The 18,361-nt window shown below is 45.5% G+C and carries 16 protein-coding genes, 1 tRNA gene and 1 riboswitch; of the genes, 9 read left to right on the forward strand and 8 right to left on the reverse strand.

What is annotated here, in order from left to right; genetic code table 11:
* The first annotated feature begins 305 nt into the window (after positions 1-305).
* Positions 306-2,843, forward strand: a complete 2,538-nt coding sequence (locus tag VTAP4600_RS05680) for a glycosyl hydrolase family 18 protein (protein ID WP_102521902.1) — start codon at positions 306-308, stop codon at positions 2,841-2,843.
* A gap of 126 nt (positions 2,844-2,969) precedes the next feature.
* On the opposite strand, the gene moaE is transcribed toward VTAP4600_RS05680, so the two are convergent.
* The 5 genes from moaE to moaA form a co-directional block, all read right to left on the reverse strand.
* Positions 2,970-3,422 (reverse strand): molybdopterin synthase catalytic subunit MoaE, encoded by a 453-nt coding sequence (gene moaE, locus VTAP4600_RS05685; protein ID WP_102521903.1) that lies wholly within the window; start codon positions 3,420-3,422, stop codon positions 2,970-2,972.
* A 1-nt stretch (position 3,423) separates the two neighbouring features.
* Positions 3,424-3,669: a molybdopterin synthase sulfur carrier subunit gene (gene moaD, locus VTAP4600_RS05690; RefSeq protein WP_102521904.1), complete on the reverse strand. Its 246-nt coding sequence runs from the start codon at positions 3,667-3,669 to the stop codon at positions 3,424-3,426.
* The gene (moaC, locus tag VTAP4600_RS05695) at positions 3,666-4,145 is read right to left on the reverse strand and encodes a cyclic pyranopterin monophosphate synthase MoaC (RefSeq protein ID WP_102521905.1); all 480 of its coding nucleotides are present in this window, start codon (positions 4,143-4,145) and stop codon (positions 3,666-3,668) included. Before moaC ends, moaD begins: the two co-directional genes overlap by 4 nt.
* 11 nt (positions 4,146-4,156) lie before the next feature.
* Positions 4,157-4,669: a molybdenum cofactor biosynthesis protein B gene (moaB, locus tag VTAP4600_RS05700; RefSeq protein ID WP_102521906.1), complete on the reverse strand. Its 513-nt coding sequence runs from the start codon at positions 4,667-4,669 to the stop codon at positions 4,157-4,159.
* 60 nt (positions 4,670-4,729) lie between these two features.
* Positions 4,730-5,719 (reverse strand): GTP 3',8-cyclase MoaA, encoded by a 990-nt coding sequence (moaA, locus tag VTAP4600_RS05705; RefSeq protein WP_102521907.1) that lies wholly within the window; start codon positions 5,717-5,719, stop codon positions 4,730-4,732.
* Positions 5,708-5,842, reverse strand: a riboswitch (molybdenum cofactor riboswitch). Its footprint overlaps the gene before it by 12 nt.
* 200 nt (positions 5,843-6,042) lie before the next feature.
* On the opposite strand from moaA, the gene VTAP4600_RS05710 reads away from it, so the two are divergent.
* The gene (locus VTAP4600_RS05710) at positions 6,043-6,930 is read left to right on the forward strand and encodes a YvcK family protein (protein ID WP_102521908.1); all 888 of its coding nucleotides are present in this window, start codon (positions 6,043-6,045) and stop codon (positions 6,928-6,930) included.
* Positions 6,931-7,072: 142 nt separating this feature from the next.
* Here the strand turns inward: VTAP4600_RS05710 and VTAP4600_RS05715 are convergent, their stop codons facing one another.
* The 3 genes from VTAP4600_RS05715 to uvrB all read right to left on the reverse strand — a co-directional run bounded on the left by VTAP4600_RS05715 (position 7,073) and on the right by uvrB (position 11,182).
* Complete coding sequence (locus VTAP4600_RS05715; RefSeq protein ID WP_102521909.1) at positions 7,073-7,423, reverse strand: Hpt domain-containing protein; 351 nt, start codon at positions 7,421-7,423, stop codon at positions 7,073-7,075.
* 4 nt (positions 7,424-7,427) lie between these two features.
* The gene (gene luxO / locus VTAP4600_RS05720; protein WP_102521910.1) at positions 7,428-8,828 is read right to left on the reverse strand and encodes a quorum-sensing sigma-54 dependent transcriptional regulator LuxO; all 1,401 of its coding nucleotides are present in this window, start codon (positions 8,826-8,828) and stop codon (positions 7,428-7,430) included.
* Positions 8,829-9,151: 323 nt separating this feature from the next.
* Positions 9,152-11,182, reverse strand: a complete 2,031-nt coding sequence (uvrB, locus tag VTAP4600_RS05725; protein WP_102521911.1) for an excinuclease ABC subunit UvrB — start codon at positions 11,180-11,182, stop codon at positions 9,152-9,154.
* A 520-nt stretch (positions 11,183-11,702) separates the two neighbouring features.
* Between uvrB and VTAP4600_RS05730 the strand changes: the two genes are divergently transcribed.
* The 7 genes from VTAP4600_RS05730 (at position 11,703) to VTAP4600_RS05760 (ending at position 18,351) form a co-directional block, all read left to right on the forward strand.
* Positions 11,703-11,778: transfer RNA gene (locus VTAP4600_RS05730), tRNA-Asn, on the forward strand.
* A 292-nt stretch (positions 11,779-12,070) separates the two neighbouring features.
* Positions 12,071-12,652, forward strand: a complete 582-nt coding sequence (rsxA, locus tag VTAP4600_RS05735; protein WP_102521912.1) for an electron transport complex subunit RsxA — start codon at positions 12,071-12,073, stop codon at positions 12,650-12,652.
* Positions 12,652-13,233: an electron transport complex subunit RsxB gene (gene rsxB, locus VTAP4600_RS05740; protein ID WP_102521913.1), complete on the forward strand. Its 582-nt coding sequence runs from the start codon at positions 12,652-12,654 to the stop codon at positions 13,231-13,233. The genes rsxA and rsxB overlap by 1 nt, the downstream gene beginning before the upstream one ends.
* 9 nt (positions 13,234-13,242) lie before the next feature.
* Positions 13,243-15,933, forward strand: a complete 2,691-nt coding sequence (gene rsxC, locus VTAP4600_RS05745; protein WP_102521914.1) for an electron transport complex subunit RsxC — start codon at positions 13,243-13,245, stop codon at positions 15,931-15,933.
* Positions 15,933-16,982, forward strand: coding sequence for an electron transport complex subunit RsxD (gene rsxD, locus VTAP4600_RS05750; RefSeq protein ID WP_102521915.1), 1,050 nt, complete (start codon positions 15,933-15,935; stop codon positions 16,980-16,982). The genes rsxC and rsxD overlap by 1 nt, the downstream gene beginning before the upstream one ends.
* 9 nt (positions 16,983-16,991) lie before the next feature.
* Positions 16,992-17,669 carry an electron transport complex subunit RsxG gene (rsxG, locus tag VTAP4600_RS05755; RefSeq protein ID WP_102521916.1) on the forward strand — a complete coding sequence of 226 codons (678 nt, stop codon included), beginning with the start codon at positions 16,992-16,994 and terminating at the stop codon, positions 17,667-17,669.
* Positions 17,662-18,351 carry an electron transport complex subunit E gene (locus VTAP4600_RS05760; protein ID WP_102521917.1) on the forward strand — a complete coding sequence of 230 codons (690 nt, stop codon included), beginning with the start codon at positions 17,662-17,664 and terminating at the stop codon, positions 18,349-18,351. Before rsxG ends, VTAP4600_RS05760 begins: the two co-directional genes overlap by 8 nt.
* The last annotated feature ends 10 nt before the right edge of the window (positions 18,352-18,361 follow it).

Here is an 18,361-nt window from a genome sequence, read left to right on the forward strand (position 1 = left end):
ACTTCATTACTCCTGTTTAATTAACACTTTTTGTGAGCATTATCACTGCTCGCATTTGCATAGACTACTTTTCGTACACCTGCTTCACAATTATGTCAATTTTTATAAAAAATCGAGTGATTATGCTTTTATCTGCAACCTCATATTGCTTTACGCTGCTTTTCTTTTAGCTGGCCGCAAAAGTGATTCATCAACTTTGCCTAACGGCATTGAGTTAACAACACTGTCGAAGATGCCTACTCAAGGGCAGTACTGCACTATTTGAAGTTAAGGTGCAGTTCAATTCAAGGAACGAGAGAAACGTAATGAATCGTTTAAGCTTATGTGCAATCGGCGTTAGCCTTTCACTTACAGGAGCGGTCAATGCAGCACCTGCCGCCCCTTCCATAGATATGTACGGATCAAACAATTTAAAATTCTCCAAAGTAGAATTAGCGATGGAGACGACCTCTGGGTACAACCAAATGGTCACTTATCATGATCAAGCCCCTGTCGCAATAACCTTCAATCAGTGGAGTGGTACTACGGGGGATACATACAATGTCTACTTCAACAACGTCAAAGTAGCATCGGGGCCGATAACAGGCTCTCAAACTACGGCTTCGTTTGGTTACCCAAATGGGGGCTTATATCAAGTCGTCATTGAAGCATGTGATGCCACAGGATGTAGCCAAAGCTCCCCTGCCGAAATATCCATCGCCGATACCGATGGCGCTCACTTAAAGCCTTTGGTGATGAATGTCGACCCTAACAATAAATCCTTCGTTACCCCGGCCAATACGGTCGTAGGCACCTATTTTGTCGAGTGGGGAATTTACGGACGCGACTATACGGTAGACAATATTCCAGCGGAAAATCTCACTCATATCTTATATGGCTTTATTCCTATTTGTGGTCCAAATGAGTCCGTTAAATCAGTCGGTGGTAATAGCTATAATGCGTTGCAAACAGCGTGTCAGGGTGTTAACGACTTTGAAGTTGTTATCCATGACCCTTGGGCTGCGTTCCAAAAAAGCTTCCCGCAAGCCGGACATGAACACGGCTCAACGATCAAAGGCAACTACGCCATGCTCATGGCTCTCAAGAAAACCTACCCTGAGTTAAAAATCATCCCTTCTATTGGTGGCTGGACTCTATCAGACCCATTTTTCAGCTTTACGGATAAAGTAAATCGCGACACGTTTGTTGCTTCAGTAAAACGATTCCTCACGACATGGAAGTTCTATGACGGAGTTGATATTGATTGGGAATTCCCTGGCGGTGGTGGTGAAAATGCCAACCTTGGCGACCCACTCAAAGATGGGCCTGCTTATATCGCTCTAATGCAAGAACTAAGAGCCATGCTAGACCAACTGAGTGCCGAAACCGGCCGTACCTATGAGCTGACTTCTGCAATTGGTGTAGGTTATGACAAACTAGAAGATGTTGACTTCGCTCAAGCAGCCCAGCACATGGACTACATTTTTGCGATGTCTTACGACTTTTATGGTGGTTGGAATAATGTTCCTGGCCATCAGACCGCGCTCAATTGTGGTAACTTTATGGCTCCAGGTCAATGTGATGGCAGCGGCGTTGATGCCGACGGCGTTCCGTTTAAAGGGCCTGCTTATACAACCAGCAACGCAATTGACCTTTTACTTGCGCAAGGTGTCCCTGCGAATAAACTCGTCGTCGGTACTGCTATGTATGGCCGTGGTTGGGATGGCGTCATGCCTTCTAGCTTAACCGACCCTACCGATCCAATGACAGGCGTTGGTAATGGCAAACTTTCAGGCTCTAGCGCTGAAGGTATTTGGGAAGCTGGCGTTATCGACTATAAAGGCATTAAAGCCAATATGCTCGGTGCGAATAACCAAGGTATTAATGGTTATGAATACGGCTACGATGCAGCCGCCGAAGCCCCTTACGTTTGGAACCGCACCAATGGCAAGCTTATTTCCTTTGATGATGAGCGCTCTGTTAAAGCGAAGGGGGCATATGTACGTAGCCTTGGCCTAGCGGGTCTATTCTCATGGGAAATTGACGCAGATAATGGCGATATTCTTAATGCCATGCAAGAAGGGTTAGCCACGGGTACTCCAGCCAACAAAGCGCCTACATCGGCTGCCGGTGTAGACCAAGCCGTTACTGGCCCGGCAACGGTTACCCTTGATGGTTCAGCCTCTACTGACTCTGACGGCACCATTGCTACCTACCTGTGGGAGCAAACGGCAGGAACAGCCGTTGTGTTAACCAATGCGAATGCGGCAGTTGCTTCTTTTCAAGCAGCAGAAGTTACGCAAGTCGAAACGTACACCTTTAAGCTCACTGTTACTGATAACAAAGGTGCGGTAGCGGCTGACTTAGTACAAATTACAATAAACCCGACCAACGTTAACCCAGTCAATACGCCACCTGTCGCGCTAGTTTCCGCTCCGGCAACGGCCAATGCTGGCGATATCATTACTGTTGATGCTAGCGCGTCTAGCGATGCAGACAACGACACATTAACCTTCGACTGGGCCGTACCTGCTGGTGTAAACGCCAACATTCAAGGCGCTATTTTGTCTTTCACTGCAGCCGAATATACGCAGAATACTCCGTTGGTATTCTCTGTTACGGTAAGTGACGGCAAAGAAAGCAGTGTTGCGAGTGCGACTGTCACGGTAAGCAAAGTAGCAACCAACCCTGACTTATGTCTTAACCTTTGGGACTCTGCCGCAGTTTATAATACCGGCGACATAGTTTCATGGGCAGGTAAAGAATGGACAGCCCAATGGTGGACTAAGGGTCAAGACCCTAGCCAATCTGGCCAATGGGGAGCCTGGAAAGAAATGGGGGCTGCGAGTTGCTTGACTAATTAAAGGCGAAATACGAAGTACTAAAAGCTAAGTGCTAAAAGCTAAGTGCTAAGTGCTAAGTGCTAAGTGGTAAAACAAAAAAAGGATGCTGATTTGGCATCCTTTTCTTCTATTCGCTTTCTAGTTAAGCTATTTATTCCAACGAGACGCTGCTTTTGCATCAGAGTCTCGGGATTCAACCCAACGTTCGTTTTCTGTGGTGCGTTCTTTTTTCCAAAATGGGGCTTTGGTTTTAAGGTAGTCCATCACAAACTCGCACGCTTCAAACGCCGCTTGTCGGTGCGCACTTGAAACACCAACAAATACAATTTGATCGCCGATATCAAGATCGCCAACGCGGTGGATGACTCGCATTCGTCCGATTGGCCAACGATTTTCCGCTTCCACACATATCTCTTGTAATGCTTTTTCTGTCATTCCAGGATAGTGTTCTAACGACAAACCGATAACATCGTCACCCAAGTTCATGTCTCGTACTTTACCAATAAAAGTAACAACTGCGCCTGCTGAAGTGCCTTCCGACAAATACGCATATTCGTCAGCAACACTGAAATCATTAAATTGAACCGCTACTTGCTCCATCTTATCCCCCTGTTACCGGAGGAAAGAATGCCACTTCGTCGCCAGATTGTATTGCGCTGTCTAATGGCGATAGCGTTTGGTTAATCGCAACCAGTGTTTTGCCCGCTTCTAAAGCAAGCTCCCACTTATCACCCTTACCGGCTAGATGTGCTCGAAGTGCTTCAGCGGTTGTAAAACCAGCTTCAACGTCCAAACTGTCTGTATTAACTAATTCACGAGTTTGAGCAAAGAAAAGAACTTTAATCATGATTCAACCTTAAAGTGACCCGATTTACCGCCCGTCTTCTCAAGCAAACGAACCTGCTCTATTACGATGTCTTTTTGTACTGCTTTGCACATATCATAGATGGTTAAAGCTGCGACAGACGCTGCTGTTAGCGCTTCCATTTCCACGCCCGTTTTGCCCGCAAGCTTACAGACAGACTCGATACGCACTTTATTTTCTGCCGGTATTGCTTCAAGTTGAACTTCAACCTTAGTTAGCAACAAAGGATGACAAAGGGGAATCAAGTCCCATGTTTTCTTTGCCGCCTGAATACCAGCAATACGGGCCGTTGCAAAAACATCACCCTTATGGTGTGAACCAGATACGATAAGCTCTAAGGTTTCCGGTGCCATATGAACAAATGCTTCAGCTCTTGCTTCACGTACTGTTTCCGCTTTTGCCGAAACATCGACCATATTGGCTTCACCAGAAGCATTGATATGCGTAAATTGAGTCATCAATTCACTCCTTAAACAGAAAGGTGTGGCATGAAGTTACAAGGACGATGGCTTGCATCCATTTGCTGCTTGATGATCTTGGTCCACGCGGTACGGCACGCACCCGTTGAGCCTGGCATTGCAAAAATCACGGTATGATTCGCGAAACCGGCAATAGCACGAGATTGAATGGTTGAAGTACCAATTTCTTCATAAGAAACCGTGCGGAACAACTCACCAAAACCTTCTACTTGCTTATCAAAGAGAGGAACTAACGCTTCAGGTGTGCTATCACGAGAAGTAAAACCCGTACCGCCAGTAATCATCACAGCTTGAACGCTTTCATCAGCGATCCACTTTGATACAATGGCGCGGATTTGGTACATATCATCAATAACAATCGCTTTGTCTGCTAATTTATGACCTGCTTCTTGCAATTGCTCTGCAAGGTAACCGCCCGACGTATCATTTTCTTCAGTACGAGTATCCGAAACCGTTAATACTGCAATGTTAGCAGGTTCAAATTTGCTTTCTGCGTGACCCATGTCGTTACCTTTTTGTAATTTTGTCTTTTGAAATTATATAAATGAGATCAGGTGCTTGGCTTATCCGCCAATTGACGCCAAATGCGGTGTCATGCCCGTTACACCATCTTGTAAAAAATGGCTCACAGATTTCGTTTGCAGCTGCTCTGTAATGCGTTGAATTAATGCAGATTCTTGCTCATCACCTTGCAGTAAGTCTCGTAGTTCGACGCCTTGCTCACCAAACAAACATAAATGAAGTTTGCCCTTGGCGGAAATACGAAGTCGATTACAACTTTGGCAAAAGTCTTTTTCATAAGGCATGATTAGGCCAATCTCACCGCGATAATCGGGATGAATAAAGACTTGAGCTGGCCCATCGTTATTTGCTCGAGCTTTTAGCAGCCAGCCATTCGCGATGAGATGGTTTCTCAGACTCACACCAGATTGATGGTGTTTGTCAAAGAGAGAGTCCATCTCGCCAGTTTGCATTAATTCGATAAAGCGCAGCTGAATTGGACGATCTTTAATCCAATTGAGGAAACCAGGCATCTCCTGGCTGTTGAGATCTTTTAGCAGAACCACGTTAACTTTAATAAGTTCGTAGCCGACTTCGAAAGCTCGATCAATGCCACGCATGACATCATTAAACTTATTCTCACCGGTGATCTGATGAAACATACGCGGATCGAGGCTATCGACACTCACATTGATATCCGTTAACCCAGCGTCTCGCCATTCACCAACATGCTTAGCCATACGGTAGCCATTGGTTGTCGTCGCGACTTTGGAGATACCATTGGTATTAGAAACGGACTCTATGATCTCGGTAAAATCTTTACGCAGACTCGGTTCACCACCGGTTATGCGTACCTTACTGGTACCACAATCAGCGAACGCACGAACCACGCGTTTGATCTCAGGAACACTTAAAAAAGACGAGTTTTTTTGACCCGAAGGATGATATCCATCAGGTAAGCAATATGTACATTTAAAGTTACAGACGTCTGTAACCGACAAGCGCAAATAATAAAATTTGCGTTGGAATCTATCTTCGAATTGTTGCGCCACGGAACACCTTTCCAAACACGGGAGGCTTACTCATTTCCAAGTAAACCCTTGTGGTATATGCCACTGGCTCTAATTTCGTATCTTCTCAGACTTAGCAATCAGAGCTCGGAGTTATGGCAACTATCTATACAAATCCTCAATGAATGTGAGGTATAGAGAGTGCTTTTTTGTAAAAATACTCAATATTCCTAGATTACGCCACCTAATTTTTAAAAAAAGACGGTATTTGAGGCTCTTTTAAGCAGAACTTAGAGGTTTAACCTAGTATTCACGGTTTCTATTAGGCAAAGTACATTCAAGCTTCACTAATAAAAAAAACGAAAATGAACGTATATAAAAACAAAAAAATTGTCGCTGTTGGCGGCGGTCATGGCTTGGGCAGAATGCTGGCCGCACTAAAAGAATTTGGCTCAAACGCGACGGGGATTGTTGCAACCACAGATAACGGAGGCTCTACAGGGCGCATTCGCCACTGTCAGGGCGGCATTGCATGGGGCGACACTCGCAACTGTATTAATCAGCTCATCACAGAACCTTCCATCGGTTCAATGATGTTCGAATATCGTTTCAAAGGCGCAGGAGAACTTAATAATCATAATTTAGGCAATCTCATGCTTACCGCATTGGACAACTTATCTGTGCGACCAATGGATGCGATTAACCTCATACGGGACATGCTTAAGGTCGACGTTAATATTGTTCCTATGTCTGAGCATCCCGCCGATCTTAGCGCACTGTCTGTTGAAGGCTGCTGGGTTCGTGGCGAAACAAACGTAGACGAAATGGAACAAGATCTGCAACGGCTTTACGTTGAGCCTGAAGTGCCAGCAACCAGAGAAGGCATAGAAGCAATCGAACAAGCTGATGCCATCATACTTGGGCCAGGAAGCTTTTTAACCAGTATTATGCCCCCTATTCTCCTGCCTGAATTAGGCAAGGCTATTGCTGCCAACACCACCGCAAAGGTGATATTTGTTGAAAATCTATCTCCTGAATTTGGGCCTGCGGGAAGAATGTCACTTAAAGAAAAGTTGGAATGGTGCCAGCGAGCCTGCCAAGGTAGGCAAGTCGACTTACTGTTAACCAATATTCCACATCCTGAGTTAGAAAGCGCTTGCCGAGTTATCAATGTAGATCTGGCATCAGCGAATCATGATTGGCGTCATGACAGAGATAAGCTTCAACAAGCGATAGCTGATCTATTGCGATAGCTGATCTATTGCAATATCCCCCCTCTAAAAAGCACCTTTCTTTACACTAAAAACGCCGCACCATTTATCATTGGCTGCGGCGTTTGATTATTTTAACTCTTTGATATTTACTTCGTTCATAAGAAGCGAGAACAAGAAGAACTTATTGACGCGTGAGTTTCACGTATTCTTCTCGAGTTGTTCTTAGGTGGCCGATCATGATTTCACGATTTTCAGGTGTATTGATTCGTTCTCCAGTCTTATATTGTGCATCTAGGCTGGTTGCGAACGCACACAGCATTTCAGCACCAAAGCTTGCTGCACTGCTCTTGAGCGAATGGCTAATGGATTTCAGTTGATCTTCCGCTGCATCATTCTCAAATTTGCTCTCTGCCAATGCTTCTGCGTAATCAAGCAATTCACCAATAAAAATATGAAACAACATCGGTAAATTTTCTTCACCAATATCTCTGCTCAACTCGTCTATCTTATCTGTGTTTATAATTTTGGTCATTGGCTCACTCCTGCGTTTCCTTCCAGGTTTGGAGTTTTCGATATAATGTCGATGGGCTTACATCTAAGTAACTCGCTGCTCGAGGAATATTTCCTTCACATGCATCGATAGCCTGTTCTATCGCACCTTTTTCGGTCATCCATAATGGTCTGATTTGCTCTACTGAAAGTTTAGCTGAAATATCCTCAGTTGCATTTTTCCCTTGTAAATCATTTAAAAAAGACACATTCAATGGCGGCGGTAACATGTTTATTGTTATCTCATTGCCATGGTTAAGCACCACAACGTTACGCAGCACATTTTGCAATTGTCTTACGTTGCCCGGCCATTCAAATTCGACAAACCTGTCGACCACTTGCTGAGAAAAGCGCACAAAACCTTTGCCTTCTTCAGTCGACATATGACCGAGTAATGAATAGGCAATTTCGACCACGTCTTCGTTTCTATCGCGCAGTGGCGGGAGATGCAGTGGAATCACGTACAATCGATAATAAAGATCTTCCCTGAAACGCCCTTGCTGCACTTCGGTCCAAGGATCACGGTTAGTCGCGCAGACAAAGCGGACGTCAACACTCTTCATTTTCGAAGAACCCACTTTTTGGAACGTACCTGTTTGAATAAACCTTAGGAGCTTGGTTTGAAGTTCCAAGTCCATTTCACACAGTTCGTCCAAAAACAGTGTGCCGCCATCAGCCAGTTCAGCCGCTCCTTGACGATCAGTTGAAGCCCCTGTAAACGCCCCTTTCACGTGACCAAACAGCTCACTTTCGATCAGATCTTTAGGAATAGCGGCACAGTTGATTGCAATAAATGGTTTGTCGCCACGTTTACTGGCCGCATGGATGGCTTCTGCACACACTTCTTTACCAGTTCCACTTTCACCGGTAATGAATACCGAAGCTTTACTTGGTGCAGCGGAGTCAATGGTGCGATAAACGGCTTGCATCGTTTGGCTACTGCCAATGAAGCCCTGATAATTATTATTATCTGGCTCATCAGCAAGTGCTTTCAATTTACCCGCTTTGCGGATACCGTTGTTCACCGTAACACGCAGCCGGTCGGCTTCACATGGCTTAATCAGGAAGTCTTGTGCACCGCGACGCATGGCTTCTACTGCGGTATCAATAGAGCCATGAGCCGTCATGAAAATAACCGGCACATCTGGATATTTCTTTTTCACAGAAGAAAGAACATCCATGCCCGTCATATCAGGAAGGCGTAGATCGAGTAAAATGAGGTCTGGAGTTCGGTGTTCCAAACTTGTAATGGCGTCTTTACCCGTACCCACGATACTAATATCGAGACCTAACGGGGTCAGGTAGGAACGATACAGAGCCGCAACCGACGCCGTATCCTCAACCATTAATAGGTATTTTGTTTTAGGACTTGTGTGTTTGTCTTGCATATCCCAGCCGTTGCACTTTAATAATTATTTGCAATATGAGTTGCATTTTGCGATCAATAATAGCTTTAAACCACATTTTTGCAACGTTCTTTAGATAATACGGGCCATATTTATTGGCACAGTATCTGCATTTACCTATATGACTCGAAAGAGTCACCTAGCCAACTGACGTTGTTAGTGAACTTAGTTTTCACAAAATGAAGCCAGCAGGATTTATTCCTACTGGCTATTTTTTTGTCTAATTTTCGTTGCCACCGTAGCGACTCTAGGATCAACAGTCTAGATTCCGTCAAGATAAATCAAGATAGCCATTTTCAAAAAAATCAGCTGTTTGAAATAAACTGTGATCGAAGCTTCTCCAACTGATCTCGCTTGTCAGCCGCTTGTTCAAATTCTAAGTTTTGCGCATGACTATACATTTCATTCTCGAGCTTAGTCATGGCTTTTTCTAATTCTTGCGGCGACATCACTTCATAACTATTCGATGCTTCTGCCACTTTAGATAGAGGCACATGACTCGCCGTTTTTCTATTTTTAGTTTTGGCAATATCACCAATTTCCATGATGTCCTGCACGCAGGTTTTCAAAGCTTGAGGCACAATACCTTGTTGTTCGTTATGAGCTTGCTGCTTTTCACGCCTGCGATTGGTTTCATCCATGGCTTTTTTCATCGATTTTGTAATTTTATCGCCATACAAAATCGCTTTACCGCTTAAGTTTCGCGCCGCTCGACCTATGGTTTGGATCAATGAACGTTCTGAACGCAAGAACCCTTCTTTGTCGGCATCTAATATCGCAACTAAAGAAACCTCAGGCATGTCTAACCCTTCACGAAGTAGGTTGATACCGACTAACACGTCAAATTCACCCAAGCGTAAATCCCGAATGATTTCGACCCTTTCAACGGTATCAATATCGGAATGCAAGTAACGAACACGAACGCCATGTTCATCTAAGTACTCCGTCAAATCCTCTGCCATTCGCTTGGTTAAGGTGGTCACCAACACTCGTTCATTCACTTGGCTACGCTTGCGGATTTCTGACAATAAATCATCAACTTGCGTTGCTACTGGGCGAACCTCTAATTCAGGGTCAAGTAACCCTGTCGGCCGAACAACTTGTTCAGCAACTTCACCATCAGATTTTTCTATTTCATAATTACCCGGCGTTGCAGACACATAAATCGTTTGCGGGGCGATAGATTCAAACTCATCGAATTTAAGCGGTCTATTATCTAATGCCGATGGCAAACGAAAGCCAAACTCCACCAGCGTTTCTTTACGCGAACGGTCGCCCTTATACATAGCGCCAACTTGAGAGACCGTCACATGCGATTCATCAATAATGAGCAAACCATCACTGGGTAAGTAGTCAAATAAAGTCGGGGGTGCTTCTCCTTCACCACGTCCACTTAGGTAACGCGAGTAGTTTTCGACACCCGAGCAAAACCCCAGTTCGTTCATCATCTCTATATCAAATTGAGTTCGTTGAGAGATGCGCTGCTCTTCTAACAGCTTGTTGTTATCAAGCAGATGCTTCTTTCTACTTTCAAGCTCTACTTTGATTTTTTCAATCGCTTCTAACATGCGCTCGCGTGGCGTCACGTAGTGGGTTTTAGGATATATTGTGTAGCGCGGTAGATCCCGCTGTACGATCGCGCCAGTCAAGGGATCAAACAAACTAATGCATTCAACTTCATCATCAAATAGCTCAATACGAACCGCATTTTGGTCAGATTCCGCAGGGAAGATATCGATGACTTCACCGCGAACTCTAAATTGACCCCGTTCAAAGGTCACATCATTACGCGAATACTGCAGTTCTGCTAAGCGACGCAGTACATCTCGCTGATTAATTACGTCACCACGGCTCACATGCAGCATCATCTTCAGGTAAGAATCGGGATCACCTAAACCATAAATCGCTGAAACCGAAGCCACAATAATTGAGTCTTTACGCTCTAGTAGGGCCTTAGTTGCTGATAACCGCATCTGCTCGATATGCGCATTGACCGAAGAATCTTTCTCAATAAACGTGTCTGTCGTAGGCACATACGCTTCTGGTTGGTAGTAATCGTAATAGGAAACGAAATATTCAACTGAGTTGTTTGGGAAGAAAGCTTTCATTTCCCCGTACAATTGCGCCGCCAGCGTCTTATTAGGAGCGAGCAATATAGCCGGGCGTTGAGATTGCGCGATAACATTCGCTAAGGTAAATGTTTTTCCTGACCCAGTCACCCCGAGCAACGTCTGATGGGCAAGGCCTGATTCTAGTCCATCCAACAGCTGTGCTATCGCGGTTGGTTGATCTCCTGCTGGTTGATATTTAGACACCAACTCAAATTGTTTTGACATGATTTATCCCTAACGAACTAAGCGCACTTTATTGTCGCTGGTTAATCTATCTTAGATCAATAAGGACTGGCTACAAAAAACATACAGTCATTTGAAAAAGTAATGGCACATTAGATTTAACTTTGCTATTGTTCTCGTCCCTCATATGCACCAGCCTTAAAAAACACAACAAAACAATCCACGGGTTTTCCCCATTTTTTGGTGTTTTTGTCCTTTATTCGCAATTTTCTATTTTATGCCCGTTTTATCCTTCAAATAGCAAAAAACAACAACAACCAACAAAAACAACAACTTAAACAAGTTTCTTATTTATTGCCTTGCGCTTTTTTTTGGGCCCATAAAGTTACCACAAATCCATTAACACACTTATCCACAATTTTGGTGGATAACTGTGAGTAGCCTTTATCCGATAAGGGATAGGAGAAAGTAAAGATTATTTTGTTTCTTTTTTTTTGCATTCTTTTCTTTTTTTTATTGACACAAAAAAGGCCAATCGCTAGAATTCGCTTCGTTAAATAATTCCCCCTTAGTTCAGTTGGTAGAACGGCGGACTGTTAATCCGTATGTCGCAAGTTCAAGTCTTGCAGGGGGAGCCAAATTTAAAAAAGGCCGCAATTTTTATTGCGGCCTTTTTGCATTTGTCGCTATCAAGTGGCTAATTGCCCCACAAATTACTCATTACAGCATCTTGCTAAGCGCACTTTAAAACGTGCACTTCCCCATCTTATAACCTCACCCATGGAATGGTTACAATCTTGAGATCTTAGTTATCTCATCAATTGCTGAATAATTCGCTAATTTACCCAAAAACCTTTCCGCTCTTAGGTTGTTAAATCGCTTACAACAAAGGATAATAATGGGATCTGTTTTGAATATAATTGAGATGCTATGACAGAGTATCTGTTGCTGCTTGTTGGCACCGTATTGGTCAACAACTTCGTTCTTGTGAAATTTTTAGGCTTATGCCCATTTATGGGGGTTTCTAAGAAATTGGAAACCGCTATTGGCATGAGCTTAGCGACGACGTTCGTCTTAACATTAGCCTCGGTAAGTGCTTACTTAGTCGAGAGCTACGTACTTAAGCCACTCGGCATTGAATACCTTCGCACAATGAGCTTTATTTTGGTCATTGCCGTTGTGGTTCAGTTTACCGAAATGGTCGTCCATAAAACGAGCCCAACCCTGTATCGTTTGTTAGGTATATTCTTACCTTTGATTACCACAAACTGTGCCGTGTTAGGTGTCGCCCTACTGAACATCAATGAAAACCATAATTTCATTCAATCCATCGTCTATGGCTTTGGTGCGGCTGTCGGTTTTTCATTAGTCCTGATTTTATTTGCCTCCATGCGCGAGCGAATCGCGGCCGCGAATGTACCGGGGCCATTTAAGGGCGCATCGATTGCCATGATCACCGCAGGTCTCATGTCATTAGCCTTTATGGGCTTTACTGGGTTGGTGAAACTATAATGAGTGGAATTGTCATTGCTGTATTAGCGGTCGTTGCATTGGCCGCTATTTTTGGCGCTATTCTTGGTTTCGCCTCTATCAAATTTAAAGTTGAAGCCAACCCTATTGTCGAACAAATCGACGAAATTTTACCTCAAACTCAATGTGGCCAGTGTGGCTACCCAGGTTGCCGACCTTATGCAGAAGCAATAGCAAACGGCGATAGCATCAACAAGTGCCCACCAGGCGGACAAGCTACCATCGAAAAACTGGCTGACTTAATGGGTGTTGAAGCATCAGAGCCTGCTCACGATCCAGAAAAAAGCATCAAGAAAGTGGCCTTCATTCATGAAGACATGTGCATCGGCTGTACTAAGTGCATTCAAGCCTGCCCTGTTGACGCTATCGTCGGCGGCACAAAAGCCTTGCACACGGTTATTGAAGATGAATGCACAGGTTGCGATCTCTGCGTGGCACCTTGCCCAACAGATTGTATTGAAATGATTCCAGTGGCACCAACAACCGATACTTGGAAATGGCAGCTCAATGCGATTCCCGTCGTAAACGTAGCGGCTACTCAACCACAAAAAGAACAACAATAAGGATTGGGTATGTTGTCACTCATTGAAAAAATTCGTTCCGGTTACCTTTGGGATTTCCCCGGTGGTGTACACCCGCCAGAAAACAAAAAACAGTCTGCGAGCACCCGTCTTCAACATGCATCGCTCCCTACCGAATTGGTTATTCCAATTAAGCAACATATCGGTAAAGCAGGCGATTTATGTGTGAAAATCGGCGATTACGTTCTTAAAGGCCAACCTCTAACTGAGTGTTCTCTCAGCTTTATGCTGCCTATACATGCACCAACATCTGGCACTATTACGGCGATAGAACCACGGGTTTCCGCTCACCCATCCGGCTTACCGGTATTGAGTATCGTGATAACTCCTGACGGAGAAGATCGCTGGATCACCTTAAACAAGATTTCCGATTTACCATCCCAAAGCCCAGAAAGCCTGATTGAAATAATCAGACAGGCCGGTATTTCGGGTATGGGCGGTGCTGGCTTCCCTACTGCGAAGAAAATTCAATCCGGTGTAGCAAAAACCGACATATTGATCATCAACGCAGCGGAATGTGAACCTTACATTACTGCTGATGATGCGCTCATGCAGCACTATGCCGACGAGATCATTCAAGGGATTGAAGTCATTGAGCATATTTTAACGCCCAAACTCACCATCATTGGGATTGAAGACAACAAGCCTGAAGCCATTGCCGCAATACAAAAAGCCGCAACCTTTAAAGACTACGTTATTCGCGTTATTCCCACTAAATATCCATCCGGTGGTGAAAAACAGCTAATAAAAGTACTGACCAATATGGAAGTGCCAAAAGGCAGTATTCCTGCCGACATCGGTGTTTTGGTACAAAATGTGGGGTCCATTTTTGCTACAAAACGCGCAGTGTTTGATGGTGAGCCTCTGATTGAACGCTTAGTCACACTCACAGGTAAAGCGTTCTCGCAGCCACGTAATGTCTGGGCTCGAATTGGCACTCCCGTGCAACACCTACTCGAAGAATTCGATTACTCAGCAGACAAAAAGAGCCCACGTTTGATTCTGGGAGGCCCAATGATGGGGTTCACGCTACCAACATCATTAGCCCCAGTAACCAAAACGACCAACTGTATTTTGGCACCAACGCGCAAAGAGATCCCTGCAAATCGCTACGAAATGGAATGTATCCGTTGTAGTCAATGCGCAGAAGCTTGCCCAGTATCTTTATTGCCACAGCAACTACAATGGTATGCAAAAAGCCAAGAATACGACAAATGTGAGGAACTAAACCTGAGCGACTGCATTGAGTGTGGCGCTTGTGCTTATGTTTGCCCAAGTGAAATTCCACTGGTGCAATATTACCGTGAAGCCAAAGCAGAAATTCGCTCCCGTAAAGAAGAATCACTTGCGGCAGAAAGAGCTCGTCAACGCTTTGAAGAAAGAAACGCCAGACTGGAGCGAGACAAAGCCCAACGAGAAAATCGCTTCAAAAAAGCTGCAGAGCAACGCCGTAATGATATGAAAAAATCAGACGGAGATGACGCCGTCGTCGCTGCCATTGCTCGAGTCAAAGCACAACAAACCAAAGTTGAGCCCGCTTCCGGCGAAGTTAAACCAGCGGTTGCCGCCGCGATTGCTCGGGCAAAAGCAAAACAAGCCGCAGCGAAATCAAGTGGTGAAAACTTACCCGACAACAGCGAGATGGTTAAGCTAAGAGAAGAAAGAAAACAGCAGGCGCGAGCGCGTAAAGCGGAAAAAGAGCAACAAGCCGAAACTGAACTGCCCGCTGATGATAAAAAATCAGCGGTAGCTGCCGCTATTGCCCGCGCGAAAGCACGCAAGGAAAAACAAGCAAGTACACAGCCCGAGCCAACAGAAAGCAGCGATTCCGTATCTACTGCGAATAGCGACGCCGCTCAAGCTGCTGAAGATCCGAAAAAGACCGCTGTCGCGGCGGCCATTGCTCGCGCTAAAGCCCGCAAAGCAAAACAAGCCAACGCGCAAGATGCTCCAACAGAAAGCAACGACTCAGTAACCGCTGACGCTACCGACGCCGCTCAATCAGCTGAAGACCCGAAAAAGGCGGCCGTCGCAGCAGCTATTGCTCGCGCTAAAGCCCGCAAAGCAAAACAAGCCAGCGCGCAAGATGCCCCAACAGAAAGCAACGACTCAGTAACCGCTGACGATACCGACGCCATTCAATCGGCTGAAGACCCGAAAAAGGCGGCCGTCGCGGCAGCCATTGCTCGCGCTAAAGCACGCAAAGCAAAACAAGCCAACACGCAAGATGCCCCAACAGAAAGTAATGACTCAGTAACCGCTGACGATACCGACGCCGTTCAATCGGCTGAAGATCCGAAAAAGGCGGCCGTCGCAGCGGCCATTGCTCGCGCTAAAGCACGCAAGGCAAAACAAGCCAACGCGCAAGATGCCCCAACAGAAAGTAATGACTCAGTAACCGCTGACGATACCGACGCCGTTCAATCGGCTGAAGACCCGAAAAAGGCGGTCGTCGCAGCGGCCATTGCTCGCGCTAAAGCACGTAAGGCAAAACAAGCCAACGCGCAGCCTGCACCAACAGAAAGCGAAAACTCCACGCCTTCAGAGGAGACTGACTCCGTTCAACCAGCAGAAGATCCGAAAAAGGCCGCCGTTACTGCCGCCATCGCCCGCGCTAAAGCCAGAAAGGCAGCGCAAGCTGAACGAAAAACACAAATATCAAATAGTAAGGAGAACGAGTAGTGGCCTTTTTTATCGCTAGCTCACCACATGCTCATAGTAAAAAAAGTACTCCTGACTTAATGCGTTGGGTTGCACTAGGAGCAATCCCTGGCCTTGTGGCACAAAGCTACTTCTTTGGTTGGGGCACATTAATACAACTCGTGTTTGCCATGCTACTCGCGGTTTCTATGGAAGCCGCAGTCATGCTTTTGCGTAAACGTAACCCTATCGGGGCATTGAGAGATAACAGCGCATTCGTAACAGCATGGTTACTTGCCGTTGCCATTCCTCCCTTGTCTCCATGGTGGACAATGGTGATCGGCATCTTCTTTGCTATTGTGGTCGCCAAGCATCTGTACGGAGGCATTGGTCAAAACATCTTTAACCCCGCAATGGTGGCGTACGTTGTTCTTCTGATCTCTTTCCCGGTGCAAATGACGAGTTGGGCTGCTCCGTCTTCGATTGCTCCTTATCAAGCCGATTTCATCGACTCGTTTTCCCTCATATTCAGTGGATTTAACGCCGATGGCTTCTCTTTACAGCAATTCCGAACTGGCATTGATGGCATAACAACGGCGACGCCATTAGATACCATCAAAACAGGCCTGAGTTCAGGAAAGACTATCCCTGAGCTTAAAGCACTACCACAGTTTTCTGGCATTGCCGGATTAGGCTGGGAATGGGTGAACCTTGCCTACCTCGCAGGTGGACTACTCCTGATCAAAATGCGCGTTGTGCAATGGCATATCCCCGTAGCGTTTCTTGGCTCGTTGGTTTTATGTTCATTAATATCAGCTCTAATTTTCCCTGGCGAAACCGCGGGGCCATTGGTTCAGCTACTGTCTGGTGCCACCATGCTCGGTGCCTTTTTTATCGCGACAGATCCTGTCTCTGCCGCCACTACGACCAAAGGTCGGCTGGTATTTGGAGCCTTTATCGGCTGTATGGTCTTCATCATCCGTTCGTTTGGTGGATTCCCTGATGGTGTCGCCTTTGCGGTGTTACTTGCCAACATGTGCGTACCACTCATCGACTATTACACTCGCCCACGTACTTATGGCCACAAGTAGGAATTAGAGATGATAAAAGCAATTCAAAGAAATAGCGGTGTTCTGGCCATTTTTGCCTTACTCTCTACCGGAGTGGTCGCGATCACTCACACACTGACAGCCGATCGGATCTTAGAGCAACAACAGAAGAACCTGTTGAAAGTTCTCAATGAAGTGTTGCCCAAAGAAATACACGATAACAAGTTGGTTGAGCACTGTACTTTGTTTACCAGTAAGCAATATTTGGGGTCTGATAATCCGCAGCCAGCCTACATTGCAACCAAAAATGGCAAGGTCACTGGCATTGCTATTCAAGCCATTGCCCCAGACGGCTATAATGGTCAAATCAAACTGATCGTTGGCATAGACAAAGCGGGCACAATTATGGGCACACGGATCTTACAACATGCTGAGACTCCGGGGCTAGGTGACAAAATTGACCTGAAAGTGTCCTCTTGGATCGAAAGCTTTACTGGCAAACGCCTAGAACACCCAACGGCAAATTCAAGCTCAGATGCATCAACGCCGAGTTGGTCAATAAAACAATGGGCTGTACGTAAAGATGGTGGCGAGTTTGATCAATTCACAGGGGCGACCATTACCCCAAGAGCTGTTGTAAAAGCGGTGAAAAACGCATCACTCTTCTTTCAGGCGTCACAAGACAATTTAGACCAACTGCCTATCAATTGTGGAGGTTCAAATGGCTGAGAATAAGTTATTGATGAAGAACGGCTTATGGGATAACAACCCCGCTCTAGTCCAATTGCTCGGCCTTTGCCCGCTCTTGGCCGTTTCATCGACAGTCACAAATGCGATGGGGCTTGGTATTGCCACATTATTGGTTCTGGTTGGCTCCAACCTGATTGTGTCATTGGTCAGAGATTATGTGCCAAAAGAAGTGCGCATCCCGATTTTTGTTATGATCATTGCAGCCCTAGTAACCTGCGTTCAATTGCTAATGAATGCCTACGCTTACGGGTTGTATTTATCTCTTGGTATCTTCATTCCTCTTATCGTGACCAACTGCATCATTATTGGCCGTGCAGAAGCCTTTGCATCTAAAAACCAACCACTACCCGCGGTACTCGATGGCTTTTGGATGGGCACAGGCATGTTGTTAGTCTTGATGTTGCTCGGTGCATTAAGAGAAGTGCTGGGTAACGGTACGTTATTTGATGGCGCGGATCTGCTGCTTGGCGACTGGGCATCAGTGTTACGTATTGAAGTATTCCAAATCGATAATAGCTTCCTGTTAGCACTTCTACCTCCAGGCGCGTTTATTGGTGTTGGTTTCATCATTGCGATTAAAAACGTCATCGACAAGCAATTAAGCGCCAGACAACCAAAACAAGAAAAGCCGGTTATCGAACGAGCAAGGGTCAGCAACTAATCAACACATT

Origin of the sequence: Vibrio tapetis subsp. tapetis (genome assembly GCF_900233005.1) — a bacterium.
In the GTDB taxonomy this organism is placed as follows: Bacteria; Pseudomonadota; Gammaproteobacteria; order Enterobacterales; family Vibrionaceae; genus Vibrio; species Vibrio tapetis.

Coding starts and splice junctions, on each gene's coding strand:
- VTAP4600_RS05680 (WP_102521902.1), top strand. CDS start 306: ATGAATCGTTTAAGCTTATGTGCAATCGGCGTTAGCCTTTCACTTACA.
- moaE (WP_102521903.1), bottom strand. CDS start 3,422: ATGGAGCAAGTAGCGGTTCAATTTAATGATTTCAGTGTTGCTGACGAA.
- moaD (WP_102521904.1), bottom strand. CDS start 3,669: ATGATTAAAGTTCTTTTCTTTGCTCAAACTCGTGAATTAGTTAATACA.
- moaC (WP_102521905.1), bottom strand. CDS start 4,145: ATGACTCAATTTACGCATATCAATGCTTCTGGTGAAGCCAATATGGTC.
- moaB (WP_102521906.1), bottom strand. CDS start 4,669: ATGGGTCACGCAGAAAGCAAATTTGAACCTGCTAACATTGCAGTATTA.
- VTAP4600_RS05710 (WP_102521908.1), top strand. CDS start 6,043: ATGAACGTATATAAAAACAAAAAAATTGTCGCTGTTGGCGGCGGTCAT.
- VTAP4600_RS05715 (WP_102521909.1), bottom strand. CDS start 7,423: ATGACCAAAATTATAAACACAGATAAGATAGACGAGTTGAGCAGAGAT.
- luxO (WP_102521910.1), bottom strand. CDS start 8,828: ATGCAAGACAAACACACAAGTCCTAAAACAAAATACCTATTAATGGTT.
- uvrB (WP_102521911.1), bottom strand. CDS start 11,182: ATGTCAAAACAATTTGAGTTGGTGTCTAAATATCAACCAGCAGGAGAT.
- rsxA (WP_102521912.1), top strand. CDS start 12,071: ATGACAGAGTATCTGTTGCTGCTTGTTGGCACCGTATTGGTCAACAAC.
- rsxB (WP_102521913.1), top strand. CDS start 12,652: ATGAGTGGAATTGTCATTGCTGTATTAGCGGTCGTTGCATTGGCCGCT.
- rsxC (WP_102521914.1), top strand. CDS start 13,243: ATGTTGTCACTCATTGAAAAAATTCGTTCCGGTTACCTTTGGGATTTC.
- rsxG (WP_102521916.1), top strand. CDS start 16,992: ATGATAAAAGCAATTCAAAGAAATAGCGGTGTTCTGGCCATTTTTGCC.
- VTAP4600_RS05760 (WP_102521917.1), top strand. CDS start 17,662: ATGGCTGAGAATAAGTTATTGATGAAGAACGGCTTATGGGATAACAAC.